Annotated in this window: 11 protein-coding genes and 1 pseudogene; 5 read left to right on the top strand and 7 right to left on the bottom strand. The window is 70.5% G+C overall.

Annotation, left to right across the window (positions count from 1 at the left end; all coding sequences use genetic code 11):
- Positions 1 to 720, top strand: a 720-nt coding sequence (locus PKE44_RS08260; RefSeq protein WP_324549958.1) for an adenylosuccinate synthetase, incomplete at its 5' end; no start/stop codon positions are given.
- Between the two features lie 132 nt (positions 721 to 852).
- On the opposite strand, the gene PKE44_RS08255 is transcribed toward PKE44_RS08260, so the two are convergent.
- The 5 genes from PKE44_RS08255 to paoA form a co-directional block, all read right to left on the bottom strand.
- Complete coding sequence (locus tag PKE44_RS08255) at positions 853 to 1122, bottom strand: BrnA antitoxin family protein (protein WP_324549956.1); 270 nt, start codon at positions 1120 to 1122, stop codon at positions 853 to 855.
- Positions 1052 to 1402 (bottom strand): BrnT family toxin, encoded by a 351-nt coding sequence (locus PKE44_RS08250; RefSeq protein ID WP_324549954.1) that lies wholly within the window; start codon positions 1400 to 1402, stop codon positions 1052 to 1054. The genes PKE44_RS08255 and PKE44_RS08250 overlap by 71 nt, the downstream gene beginning before the upstream one ends.
- Positions 1403 to 1647: 245 nt before the next feature.
- Positions 1648 to 3870 carry an aldehyde oxidoreductase molybdenum-binding subunit PaoC gene (paoC, locus tag PKE44_RS08245; protein ID WP_324549952.1) on the bottom strand — a complete coding sequence of 741 codons (2223 nt, stop codon included), beginning with the start codon at positions 3868 to 3870 and terminating at the stop codon, positions 1648 to 1650.
- A gap of 4 nt (positions 3871 to 3874) precedes the next feature.
- Positions 3875 to 4825 (bottom strand): xanthine dehydrogenase family protein subunit M, encoded by a 951-nt coding sequence (locus tag PKE44_RS08240; RefSeq protein WP_324549950.1) that lies wholly within the window; start codon positions 4823 to 4825, stop codon positions 3875 to 3877.
- A complete protein-coding gene (gene paoA, locus PKE44_RS08235) occupies positions 4822 to 5469 on the bottom strand; it encodes an aldehyde dehydrogenase iron-sulfur subunit PaoA (protein ID WP_324549948.1) in 648 nt (215 codons plus the stop codon). Before paoA ends, PKE44_RS08240 begins: the two co-directional genes overlap by 4 nt.
- 213 nt (positions 5470 to 5682) lie before the next feature.
- On the opposite strand from paoA, the gene PKE44_RS08230 reads away from it, so the two are divergent.
- Complete coding sequence (locus tag PKE44_RS08230; protein ID WP_324549946.1) at positions 5683 to 6030, top strand: hypothetical protein; 348 nt, start codon at positions 5683 to 5685, stop codon at positions 6028 to 6030.
- 22 nt (positions 6031 to 6052) lie between these two features.
- Here the strand turns inward: PKE44_RS08230 and PKE44_RS08225 are convergent, their stop codons facing one another.
- Positions 6053 to 6952 carry a LysR family transcriptional regulator gene (locus tag PKE44_RS08225; RefSeq protein ID WP_324549944.1) on the bottom strand — a complete coding sequence of 300 codons (900 nt, stop codon included), beginning with the start codon at positions 6950 to 6952 and terminating at the stop codon, positions 6053 to 6055.
- A 139-nt stretch (positions 6953 to 7091) separates the two neighbouring features.
- On the opposite strand from PKE44_RS08225, the gene PKE44_RS08220 reads away from it, so the two are divergent.
- The 3 genes from PKE44_RS08220 (at position 7092) to ppk1 (ending at position 11588) form a co-directional block, all read left to right on the top strand.
- A complete protein-coding gene (locus PKE44_RS08220; RefSeq protein WP_324549943.1) occupies positions 7092 to 7652 on the top strand; it encodes a carboxymuconolactone decarboxylase family protein in 561 nt (186 codons plus the stop codon).
- 134 nt (positions 7653 to 7786) lie between these two features.
- On the top strand, positions 7787 to 9163 hold the full coding sequence (locus PKE44_RS08215) for a sorbosone dehydrogenase family protein (protein WP_324549941.1): 1377 nt from the start codon (positions 7787 to 7789) through the stop codon (positions 9161 to 9163).
- A 166-nt stretch (positions 9164 to 9329) separates the two neighbouring features.
- A complete protein-coding gene (ppk1, locus tag PKE44_RS08210) occupies positions 9330 to 11588 on the top strand; it encodes a polyphosphate kinase 1 (RefSeq protein WP_324549939.1) in 2259 nt (752 codons plus the stop codon).
- A 253-nt stretch (positions 11589 to 11841) separates the two neighbouring features.
- Here the strand turns inward: ppk1 and PKE44_RS08205 are convergent.
- A pseudogene (locus PKE44_RS08205) lies at positions 11842 to 12106 on the bottom strand (hypothetical protein); the annotation flags it as partial.

The following is a 12106-nucleotide window of genomic DNA, read 5'->3' as shown; positions in this document are numbered from 1 at the left end:
GTGCGACTGCGCGAACGGCTCGAAGCGATCCGCCGCGACTGGCTGCCCGCGCGCGCCGCGGCGCTCGGTCTCGACCGGCTGCCAGCGGTGGCTTACGACGAAGCGCTGCTCGCACGCTTCGTCGACGACTGCGCGCGCTTCCTGGCCGCAGTCGAGGTCTGCGATGCCGGCGTGCTGCGCGGCCGGCCGCTGATCTTCGAGGGCGCGCAGGGGCTCGGCCTCGACATGGACCGCGGCGCCTTCCCGCACGTCACGCGCTCGCACACCGGCATCCGCAACGCCGTGACGCTGACTCGCACGGCCGGCCTCGACGCGCTGCAGGTGCAGTACGCGACCCGCGCCTACGCCACCCGCCACGGCGCCGGCCCGCTCGCGCACGAACTGCCGGCCGCACCGGCCGCGGCGGTGCGCGATGCGACCAACCGCCCGAACGACTGGCAGGGCCGGCTGCGCTTCGGCTGGCTCGACCTCGACCGCCTCGCCACCGACATCCGGACCGACCTCGCCGATGCCGGCGCGCTGGCGGTGACGGCGGAGCTGATCGTCAGCTGCCTCGACCAGATGGACGAGGTGATCCCGCACGTCGCGGACGGCGGACTCGTGCAGGTGCCGCGCGAGCGCTGCCTGGCGTGGTACGCGCAGCGGCTGGGGCTGAGGGCCGGTTACGGCGCGTACGGACCGGGGCGGGATGCGGTGCGGGAATGGGCGCGGGCAGCGTGAGGCCATTGCAGCGCGACTGCCGGCGCAGGCCGTCCCGGGCAGCGCGGTCATTCGCGAAACGGACCGCGCGCCGGGTTCCCTCCTCAACGCCGGCGATCAGGGCATGCAGGCAGCCGCGGGGCGCAGGGCCCATCAGGCACGATTCTTCTGCGCCTCGACGTATTTCCTGAGCACGCGGTTGATGAGTGTCTGATAGCCCCTGCCCTGTTCCCGGAAATAACCGAGGACATCGGCATCGATTCTCAGCGTGATCTGCTTCTTCGGTCCCGGCCAGATCACGGCCTGCGCCAGAAAATGTGCGTCGCGTTCCGGATCGTCGGAGAAGTCGATGTCATCGTCCGTCATCGCCTGCAGACGGGCCCAGTCGGTCGCGGATGGCGGTTTCGTATGCGATGCGCTCATTCTTGCTGGCCTTCCTCGCAGAAATGATTCTGACGATGCGGGGTTCGCGTTCCGTGAACACGAAGGCGATCGTGATGCCCTGAATCCTGCCGATGGCCTGCCAGCGGATTTCTCCATAGTCCCTGCGGGTGTCCCGGGCAATGAGGATGGGGCTGGCCGTCACCCGCGGCAGGTCCTGGAAATCAATGCCGTGCTTTTCGATGTTGCTGGCGTTCTTCTGCTCATCCCACGCCCATTCGACGTGATCGTCGAAACCATGCTCCTGATAGCGATCGGACATCGCAGGCTCCGGGCGCCGGCAGGATGTGCCTTCGCCTGATCGATCGGGCGACAGAAGCTTGAATCCGTGGATCACCGCATGGTGTAACTACAAACGTAGTTACACTACGCGCCCACGTCAACAGGGCGGATGCGCACGTGGCGCACGGCGTCCCTGAAGCCGGCGGACAGCTTGCAGGAGGGCGGAAAGCGGCAAGTCGCGGTGGCGGCTGCGATGGCCGCAGCACCGGGCCGCTGCCGCGTGGATCAGCCCGGTGCCGGCATCTGCCCGAGCAGCTTGTCGAGCGTCAGCGGGTAGTCGCGCACGCGCACGCCGGTGGCGTTGTAGACGGCGTTGGCGATGGCGGCGGCGACGCCGCACAGGCCGAGTTCGCCGACGCCCTTGGCCTTCATCGGCGAGGACACCGGATCGGCTCCGTCGAGGAAGATGACCTCCTGGTGCGGGATGTCGGCGTGCACCGGCACCTCGTAGCCGGCAAGGTCGTGGTTCACGAAGCAGCCGAGCCGCGGGTCGACGTGCAAGGCCTCGCTGAGCGCGGCGCCGACGCCCATCGTCATCGCGCCGATCACCTGGCTGCGTGCCGTCTTCGGGTTCAGGATGCGCCCGGCCGCGCATACGGCCAGCATCCGGCGCACGCGCGTCTCGCCGGTCGCGGCATCGACGCCGACCTCGACGAAGTGCGCCCCGAAGGTCGACTGCTGGTACTTGCGGTCGAGACCGGCGAACTCGATCGAATCCTCGGCGAGCAGTTCGCCGTCGCGCACGGCATCGGCAAGGGGTGCGACGCGCCCGCCGGCCTGCACCTCGCCGTCCGCGAAGCGCACGGCCGCGGCATCCCTGAAGCCGAGCCGCTGCGCGATCTGCTCGCGCAGACGCATGCAGGCGGCGTAGACGCCGGCGGTCGAGCAGTTGCCGCCCCACTGCCCGCCGGAGCCGGCCGAGACCGGGAAGTCCGAATCCCCGAGGCGTACGTCGACCTGCGCGAGCGGCACGCCGAGCAGCTCGGCGGCAGTCTGGGCGATGACGGTGTAGCTGCCGGTGCCGATGTCGGTCATGTCGGTCTCGACCGTCACGCGTGCGTCGCGCCCGAGCCGCACGCGCGCGCCGGATTTCATGACCAGGTTGTTGCGAAACGCCGCGGCGACGCCGTGGCCGAGCAGCCAGCGGCCGGCGCGGGTGCGGCCGGGGACGGGATTGCGCTGCGCCCAGCCGAAGCGCGCGGCACCGGTGCGCAGGCACTCGACCAGCTGGCGCTGCGAGAAGCGCCGCTGCGGGTCGTGCGGATCGACCGGCGTGTCGTTGCGGATGCGCAGCTCGACCGGATCGAGGCCGAGCTTTTCGGCAAGCTCGTCGATCGCGATCTCCAGCGCCATCAGTCCCGGTGCCTCGCCCGGGGCGCGCATCGCGTTGCCTTCGGGCAGGTCGAGCGTCGCCAGGCGCAGCGCGCTCAGGCGATGGGCGCCGGCATAGAGCAGCTGCGTCTGCTGGGTCGCCGTCTCGGCGCTGCCGCCCGGCAGGTTGCCGCACCAGCTCTCGTGGGCGATCGCGTGGATGTGGCCGTCTGCGGTCGCGCCGATGCGGATGCGCTGGATCGTCGCCGGCCGGTGCGTGGTGTTGTTGAAGACCAGCGGCCGCGCAAGCATGACCTTGACCGGCCGGCCGATCGCACGCGCCCCGAGCGCAGCGAGCACGGCATCGGCGCGCACGAACAGCTTGCCGCCGAAACCGCCGCCGATGTACGGCGACAGCAGCCGGATCTGCTCCGGCCTGATGCCGAGCGTCTTCGCGAGATCGGCGCGGCCCCAGGCGATCATCTGGTTCGAGGTCCAGAGCGTCAGCCGATCGCCGTCCCAGGCCGCCATCGATGCGTGCGGCTCCATCATCGCGTGCGACTGGTCGGGCGTGCGGTAGACGGCGTCGATGCGCACGGCCGAGGCGGCGAAGGCCGCGGCGAAGTCGCCGAGCCGGCGGTCGGGTTCGTCCTGCGGCGCCCGGCCGCTGTCGCGCACCTTTGCCAGATCGAACTCGCCGGCCTCGCGCGCGTATTCGACGCGGATCAGCCGCGCCGCGGCGCGCGCCTGCTCGAAGCTTTCGGCGACGACCAGCGCGATGGCCTGGTGATAGTGCTCGATCCGCGGCCCGCCGAGCAGCTTCGCGGTGTTGCGCGGACCCTGGCCGAGCGGGCCGGCGTTGTCGGCGCTGATCACCGCGAGCACGCCGGGCGCGCGGCGCGCTGCTTCGGCATCGAACGAGCGGATGCGGCCCCTGGCGATGCCGGCACCGAGCACATGACCGTACGCGGGCCTGGCGAGACCGTCTGCGAAGCCGCCCGTGAAGCCGTCGTGATGCTCGTAGGCATACGGCGCACGGCCGGTGGTCTTCAGCGGGCCGTCGATGCGGTCGACGGGCTGGCCGACGACACGCAGGCGATCAGTGGGGTTTTCAGCGGATGGCGTGTCGAATTTCATCGGCTCAGCTCCGGGCTTCGGCCAGCGCCGCCGCGAGCGTGCGCTCGACCAGCAGCGTCTTGTAGGCGTTCTCGCGCGTGGTGCGTGCCTCGGCGAGCAGCGCGGTGGCGACGGCGGACGCACCGCGCGGCAGTTCGGCCTCGGCTGCTTCGAGGCGCCACGGCTTCGGCGCGACGCCGCCGAGCGCGACGCGCCCGCGGCCGTCGGGCTGGACGATGACGGCGACCGCGACCAGCGCGAACGCGTACGAGGCGCGGTCGCGGACCTTGCGGTACACGTGCCGGCCACCGGGCGGCGGCGGCAGCGTCACGGCGACGATCAGTTCGCCGGGCTCCAGCGCGTGCTCGACCTGCGGCGTCTCGCCGGGCAGGCGATGGAAGTCGGCCAGCGCGAGGCTGCGCGTGCTGCCGTCCGGGCGCAGCGTCTCGACCACGGCGTCGAGCGCGCGCAGCGCCACGGCCATGTCGCTCGGATGCGCGGCGATGCAGGCCTCGCTGACGCCGAGGATCGCGTGCTGGCGGCTGTAGCCGCCGAGTGCCGCGCAGCCGCTGCCGGGCAGGCGTTTGTTGCACGGCAGGTCGCTGTCGTAGAAGTACGGGCAGCGCGTGCGCTGCAGCAGGTTGCCGGCGGTGGTCGCACGGTTGCGCAGCTGCCCCGAGGCGCCGGAGAGCAGCGCGCGCGCAAGCAGCGCGTAGTCGCGGCGCACGCGCGCATCGGCGGCGAGATCGCTGTTGCGCACCAGCGCACCGATGCGCAGGCCACCGTCGGCGGTGCCCTCGATCTGATCGAGACCGAGGCCGTTCACGTCGATCAGGTGCGCCGGCGTCTCGATCTCCAGCTTCATCAGATCGAGCAGGTTGGTGCCGCCGGCGATGAAGCGCGCGCCCGGATGCGCGGCGGCACTGGCGACCGCTGCCTGCGGCGAGCCGGCGCGTTCATACGTGAACGGTTTCATGCGCGGCTCCCGGCGGCTTCGGTGATCGCTTCGACGAGGTTCGAGTAGGCGCCGCAGCGGCAGAGGTTGCCGCTCATGCGCTCGCGGATTTCGTCGGCGCTCAGTGTCGGTGCGGCTTCGAGATCGGCGCTGACGTGGCTCGGCTGGCCGGCACGCAGTTCATCGAGCATGCCGAGGGCCGAGCAGATCTGGCCCGGCGTGCAGTAGCCGCACTGGAAGGCATCGTGCTTCACGAAGGCCGCCTGCATCGGATGCAGCCGTCCGGGCGTGCCGAGGCCCTCGATCGTCGTGAGCTCGGCGCCCTCGTGCATGACGGCGAGCGTCAGGCAGGCGTTGATGCGCCGGCCGTCGAGCAGCACCGTGCAGGCCCCGCACTGGCCGTGATCGCAGCCCTTCTTGGTGCCGGTCAGCTGCAGATGCTCGCGCAGCGCATCGAGCAGCGTCGTGCGCGTATCGAGTTCGAGGCTGTGCACCTCGCCGTTGATGCGCAGCCTCACGCGCTGCTGCACCGGGACTGCCGCGGTTTGCGGCGCATCGCGGCTTGCGGCGCCCGACAGCGACGGCAGCGCCGCCGCACTGGCCGACACGGCGCTCGCGATCAGCAGCCGGCGGCGGGTGATCTTCAGATGCAGGCAGTCGTCCACGGGTTGTTTTCCTCGACGCGGGCGGGAAGACGGACCGGTCGGGGTACCGCAGGCAGCGAGGCAGCCTGACAGCCGGCCGGCAGCGGCGGACTTCGGCTCCGGACGGGCCGGAACGGAAACGGCAGAAGCCGGCGGCCCGGCGCAGGCCGGCCGTCAGCCCGGGTTTCGAGCCACGCCCGCGCGCCGCGTGCCGGCCGCGCACGACCTGCTGCTATGCACGAATCGTCCATCGGCACGGCGCCGGCCGTGACAGGTCCGGCCACGCCGGGCGCCGGCGGGGCTGATGCCGGGGGTCTGCAGTCGAAAACAGCTGCCTGCGCAACCCGTAATCAGCCCGTAATCGCCGCTCTGGCCGGTTTTCGCACTGTTTGCCCTGATAAGTTCAATAATCAATCAAATCCTGCAGATATGATGGTTTTTATAACTGTATTAACCGATAAATTATCAATTATGCTGCTCTGGACGAAGCACATGTCGGTCAGCCCTGCAAGTCGTCACATGCGCAGGAAGCATTCCCCGCTGCCTTCCTTCGCGCGTGCGCAGGACTGCGCTGCCGGATGAACGCACGGGCGGCGCGCAGGGCTCAGAGATCCGCGAACTGCCAGTCGGCCTGCGTGACGACGCGATCGATGAAGCGCCGGGTGCGGGCCGGCAGGCCGCGGGCGCTCGGGTAGACCAGATGCACCGGCAGCGGCGGCGGGGCGAAGCTGCCGAGCACGGACACGAGCCGGCCGGCGCGCACGGCTTCGGCGACCTGATACGACAGCAGCGCGGTGATGCCGCCGCCGCGCTCGGCGTACAGGAGGGCTGCATCGGCGCTGTTGCTGCGCAGGCGCGGGGCGATCGGCACGCGCAGCGCCCGGGCCTCGTCGCCGAAGATCCACTCCGCGGCACTCGTCAGCGCCGTGCAGGCGATCAGTTCGTGTGCGGCCAGCGCGGCCGGGGTCTGCGGGTGGCCGTGCCGCGCCAGATAATCGGGGGCGGCGACCAGCACGCAGCGCACGCTGCCGACCGGGCGCGCGACCAGCGTCGAATCGGCGAGCGGGCCGATGCGCACGGCCACGTCGATGCGCTCCTCGATCAGCTGCGCGTAGTGATCGCCGAGGCGCAGCTCGGCGCTGACCCGCGGCTCATCGGCGAGGAAGCCAGCCAGCAGCGGCGCGACGTGCAGCCGCCCGAACAGCAGCGGAGCGGCGACCACGAGATGTCCGCGCGCCTGGCTGCGTTCATCCTGCACGGCTTCGTCGGCCTCGTCGAAGGCCGCGAGCAGCGCGCGTGCCCGCTCCAGATAGCGCTGGCCGGCGTCGGTCGGCGTCACCGCCCGCGTCGTGCGCGCCAGCAGGCGCACGCCGAGCCGGGCTTCGAGCGCCGCGACCAGGCGCGTGACTGCGGCCGGCGACTGCCCGAGCCGGCGCGCGGCCGGGGCGAAGCCGCCGGCGTCGACGACGCTGACGAAGGCAAGCAGCGTGGCATGGCGGTCCATGGATTCCTCCGTCTGACGCAATGATGTCGTGCAGAGCAAACGGATTATCGTCACCGGCATCGGCAATCACACTGGCTCGGCATCGGCGGCGCTCCCGGCCGCCGAACCTGCCGAGAGCCATGCCGCCATGAACGACACGATGAACGACACGTCCCGCATCCCCGCCTTCCCGTCGATCGAGGCCGCTCCGGCCGCGTCCCGGCCGCTGCTCGATGCCGTGCACGCTGCCTTCGGTGCCGTGCCCAACCTGTTTCGCGTCGCCGCGCACAGCCCGGCGGCGCTCGAAGGCCTGCTCGGCCTGCACGGCGCGCTCGGCAAAGGCGCGATCGACGCCGCGACCCGCGAGCGCGTGGCACTCGCCATCGCCGAATACGATGGCTGCCGCTACTGCCTGGCCGCGCACGCCTGGCTCGGTGCCCGGCTCGCCGGGCTCGATGCCGACGAGATCGCGCAGAACCGCCGCGGCCGCTCGCACGATCTGCGCGCCGATGCGGCGCTGCGCTTCGCGCGTCGCGTCGCCGAGACCCGCGGCCACGTCGGCCCCGGCGATCTGGCCGCGGTGCGCGAGGCCGGCTACGGCGATGGCGAGCTGGTCGAACTCGTGGCGCTGGTCGCGCTGAACGTGCTGACCAACTACCTGAACGAGGTCGCGCAGACCGACATCGACTTCCCGGTGCCGGCGGAACCGGCGGCGGCCTGAAAGCCGGCAGGACCCGGCGCTGCGCTGCGCGCCGGTCCCGTTCCGGGGCATGAGCAAACGTTCATGCCCCGGAACGGGGCCGGCGGCCGGCCGGTCGCACAGCGGCAATCCCCCCGTGCCGCCGGAGTCCGCCGATGCCTGCCGCCCCGTTTCGCCCCGTCGCCGGCCGCGAGTCGCGGCATGTGCCGCTCGCCGGCCTGCTGCTGGCTGCCGTCTTCGCCGCCGGCTGCGGCGAGACCGCGACGCTGCCGGCCGAGGCCGGCTACGGACCGGCACCGCAGCTCCCAGAGCCGAAGCGCACGCTGATCCCGACCGTCAACGTCGCCGAGGCCAGCGGCTGGCCGCAGGGCGTGACGCCGGTGCCGGCGCCGGGGCTCGCCGTGCAGGCCTTCGCCGACGGGCTCGCGCATCCGCGCTGGCTGTACGTGCTGCCGAACGGCGACGTGCTGGTCGCCGAGACCGACGCCCCGCCGAAGCCCGAGGACGGCCAGGGGCTGAAGGGCTGGATCATGAAATGGTTCATGAAGCGCGCCGGCAGCAGCACGCCGAGCGCCAACCGCATCACGCTGCTGCGCGATGCCGACGGCGACGGCCGGCCGGAAACGCGCACGGTGTTCCTGGAGGGACTGAACTCGCCGTTCGGCATGGCGCTGGTCGGCGAGGATTTCTATGTCGCCAACACCGATGCGCTGCTGAGATTCCCGTACCGGCGCGGCGACACGCAGATCCGCGCCGCGCCGGTGAAGCTCGCCGACCTGCCCGGCGGGCCGCTGAACCATCACTGGACCAAGAACCTCATCGCCGACCGGGACGGCCGCACGCTGTACGTGACGGTCGGCTCCAACAGCAACGTCGCCGAGAACGGCATGGCGGTCGAGGAGAACCGCGCGGCGATCCTCGCGATCGAGCGCAGCAGCGGCAAAACCCGCGTCTACGCCTCGGGCCTGCGCAACCCCAACGGTCTGGCCTGGCAGCCGCAGACCGGGCAGCTGTGGACCGTCGTCAACGAGCGCGACGAACTCGGCAGCGATCTGGTGCCGGATTACCTGACCTCGGTGCAGGACGGCGGCTTCTACGGCTGGCCGTACAGTTACTACGGCGCGCACGTCGATGCCCGCGTCGAGCCGCCGCGCCCGGAGCTGGTCGCACGGGCGCTGCAGCCCGATTACGCGCTCGGTGCGCACACCGCCTCGCTCGGCCTGAGCTTCTATTCGGGCATGCTGATGCCGCAGTACCGCAACGGCGCCTTCATCGGCCAGCACGGTTCGTGGAACCGCGAGCCGCCGGCCGGTTATCGCGTCGTGTTCGTGCCGTTTCGCGACGGCCGGCCCGACGGCGCCGTGCAGGAGGTGCTCGGCGGCTTTCGCGACGGCGATCAGGCGCGCGGCCGGCCGGTCGGGGTTGCGATCGACGCGCACGGGGCGCTGCTGGTCGCCGATGATGTCGGCAACACCGTCTGGCGCGTGACGCCGGCGGTCAGGCCGGCGGCAGCCCCGGTGGCGACGCGCTGAAGCCGCGCGACATCCGTAATCAAACCGTCATGCGACTGTCGTCAAAGCGTCGCAAAATGGGCAGACGCCGTCTGTCGGTGCGTGCGCGTGCGGTTGCCGGCTTCGAGTCCGGATGCACCGGTCACCGGCGGCGGCGGCCGTCGCGAGCCACCGGAGTTCCCGCACGATGTCCGTTCCACCACTCGACCCGCTGCTGCCGGCCGACGCGCCGGCAGCCGTCGAGGCGCGCAGCGCCAATTCCCCGATCCTCACGGTTGCCGGTCCGGCCGAAACCCCGGCCATTCCCGCCGTCAGCAATGCCGTACCGCCCGATCTCGACAGCCCCGAGCTGTACCTGAACCGCGAGCTGACCTGGCTGGCGTTCAACCGCCGCGTGCTGCACGAGGCCGAGGACGCGCGCACGCCGCTGCTCGAACGCGTGAAGTTCCTCGCGATCGTCAGCTCCAACCTCGATGAATTCTTCATGAAGCGCATCGGCGGCCTGAAGCAGCAGATCGCCGCCGGCGTGCGCACGCCGAGCGTCGACGGGCGCATGCCGCGCCAGCAGCTCAGCGAGTGCTACGCAGCCGTGCGCGAGATCAACGAGCAGATGCGCGTGCTCTCCGGCGTGCTGCACGGACTGCTGATCGCCGAGAGCATCCACGTGCGGCGCTGTCGCAACCTCACGACCGAGCAGCAGGCGGATCTGCGCCAGATGTACATCCGCACGGTGCTGCCGCTGGTGACGCCGCAGGCGATGGACCCGGCGCATCCGTTCCCGTTCATCTCCAACCTGTCGCTGAACCTGCTGGTGACGGTGCGCTACCCGCACGACGAGCAGGTGTCGCTGATGCGCGTGAAGGTGCCGACCGGCCAGGGCGTCGAGCGGCTGATCGCCCTGGAGAACAACACGATCTTCGTGCCGCTCGAGGACGTGATGGCCGAGAACCTCGACCTGCTGGTGCCGGGCATGGTCATCGAGGCGGTCGAGTGCTTCCGCGTCACGCGCAACGCCGTGGTCGAGGCCGACGAGGATCAGGCCGACGACCTGCTGCTGCTGATCGAATCCGAGCTGCGCGAGCGGCGCTTCGCGCCGACCGTGCGCCTGGAGGTCAACCGCGGCATGGACCCGGTGCACCGCGGCATGCTCGCCGCCGAACTCGGTCTCGACGAGGACACCGACGTGTTCGATGTCGGCGGCATGATGGCGATGCGCGACCTGTTCCAGATCGCCGGCGTCGACCGCCCCGAACTGCACGACACGCCGCACGGTCCGCTCGACCACCCTAAGCTCGCCGGCTCGCCGAACATCTTCCACGCCATCCGCGACGCCGGCACCATCCTGCTGCAACACCCCTACGAGTCGTTCGCGACCTCGGTCGAACGCTTCCTGCGCGAGGCGGCGCGCGATCCGAAGGTGCTGGCGATCAAGATGACGCTGTACCGCACCTCGGCCGATGCGCGGATCATCCAGTACCTGGTCGAGGCCGCGCGCAACGGCAAGCAGGTGGCGGTGGTCGTCGAGCTGAAGGCGCGCTTCGACGAGGCCGCCAACATCCGCTGGGCGGAGCGCATGGAAGAGGCCGGCATCCACGTCAACTACGGCGTCGTCGGCCTCAAGACCCACGCCAAGGTCATCTTCGTCGTGCGCCGCGACTACTCGGGCCTGCGCCGCTACGCGCACATCGGCACCGGCAACTACCACCCGGGCACGGCGCGGCTGTACACCGACCTCGGCCTGCTGACCGCCGACGAGGTGATCGGCGATGACCTGATGGAGCTGTTCAACTACCTGACCACCGGCTTCACGCCCAAGCGCAACTACCGCAAGCTCCTGCCGGCGCCGAAGCTGCTGAAGCCCGCGCTGCTCGATCGCATCGAGCGCGAGATCCGCCTGCACACCACGAAGAACCCCGGCCTGATCCAGTTCAAGATGAACGCGCTCGAGGACGCCGACATCGTGCGTGCGCTGTACCGCGCCGCGCAGGCCGGCGTGCGCGTCGACCTGATCGTGCGCGACACCTGCCGGCTGCGTCCGGGCCTGCCGGGGATTTCGGAGAGCGTGCGCGTGATCAGCATCGTCGGGCGCTTCCTCGAACACCCGCGGCTGTTCTACTTCCGCAACGGCGGCCATGAGGAATACTTCATCGGCTCGGCCGACTGCATGAAGCGCAACCTCGAAAGCCGCGTCGAGGTCGTCGCGCCGGTCGAGCACCCGGAGGCGCGGCTGGAGCTGCGCGCGATCCTCGACACCCAGCTCAACGAGCGGCGCAGCGCCTGGGACATGCAGTCCGACGGTTCCTACGTGCAGCGCACGCCGTCCGAGAACGGCGAGACGCGCGGCACGCACGAACTGCTGATCGCCGCCGCCGAGGCACGCACGCGCGAAGCCACGCGTCTGAAGAAGCGCCGGCCGAAGGCGATCGCCAAGCGCAGCAGCCTGTAATCCGGCATCGGCACACGGTTTCGCCCCTGTCTCCGCCCCGCTTTCCGCAAGGGAAGCGGGGCGGCGGCGTTTGTGCGCGGCTGGCGTCCTGATCCGGTGGCGACGCCGGGGAGGGTCGCGGGGGGCGCAGACCGGGCCGAAGGCAGCGCAGCCGTCATTTCGCGTGTTTCTGGGTGATTGCAGGGCTGTTCCGGCCGGTTGTTCCGGGAATCCTGCAATGTGAGCGTGGTTTCCTGCGCTTGCCATGCACGCATCAGCCCCTCCTGCGAAGCTGTGGATGCCCGGCCGCAGCGTATGGCCGGCCGTGACCGGCATCACGCACGTCCATGTGCGGTTCCTGATCGATGGAAGTACGGGTCACGCGTGTGCAAGCGCGGTTCAGGTCGATCGAACTGCGGGTCACACGCGTGCAACTGCTGTTCAGGTCGATATAAGCACGGTTCAGATCGATGGATGCACGGGTCAAGTGCATGGAAGTGCAGTCCAGATCGATGGATGCACGGGTCAAGTGCATGGAA

The sequence above is a fragment of the Plasticicumulans sp. genome (assembly GCF_035331805.1).
GTDB lineage: Bacteria > Pseudomonadota > Gammaproteobacteria > Competibacterales > Competibacteraceae > Plasticicumulans.
The sequence above is the reverse complement of the archived record's forward strand: the minus strand, read 5'-3'. Positions and strand labels throughout refer to the sequence as shown.

Coding starts and splice junctions, on each gene's coding strand:
- PKE44_RS08255 (WP_324549956.1), bottom strand. CDS start 1,122: ATGAGCGCATCGCATACGAAACCGCCATCCGCGACCGACTGGGCCCGT.
- PKE44_RS08250 (WP_324549954.1), bottom strand. CDS start 1,402: ATGTCCGATCGCTATCAGGAGCATGGTTTCGACGATCACGTCGAATGG.
- paoC (WP_324549952.1), bottom strand. CDS start 3,870: ATGAAATTCGACACGCCATCCGCTGAAAACCCCACTGATCGCCTGCGT.
- PKE44_RS08240 (WP_324549950.1), bottom strand. CDS start 4,825: ATGAAACCGTTCACGTATGAACGCGCCGGCTCGCCGCAGGCAGCGGTC.
- PKE44_RS08230 (WP_324549946.1), top strand. CDS start 5,683: ATGCACGAATCGTCCATCGGCACGGCGCCGGCCGTGACAGGTCCGGCC.
- PKE44_RS08225 (WP_324549944.1), bottom strand. CDS start 6,952: ATGGACCGCCATGCCACGCTGCTTGCCTTCGTCAGCGTCGTCGACGCC.
- PKE44_RS08220 (WP_324549943.1), top strand. CDS start 7,092: ATGAACGACACGTCCCGCATCCCCGCCTTCCCGTCGATCGAGGCCGCT.
- PKE44_RS08215 (WP_324549941.1), top strand. CDS start 7,787: ATGCCTGCCGCCCCGTTTCGCCCCGTCGCCGGCCGCGAGTCGCGGCAT.
- ppk1 (WP_324549939.1), top strand. CDS start 9,330: ATGTCCGTTCCACCACTCGACCCGCTGCTGCCGGCCGACGCGCCGGCA.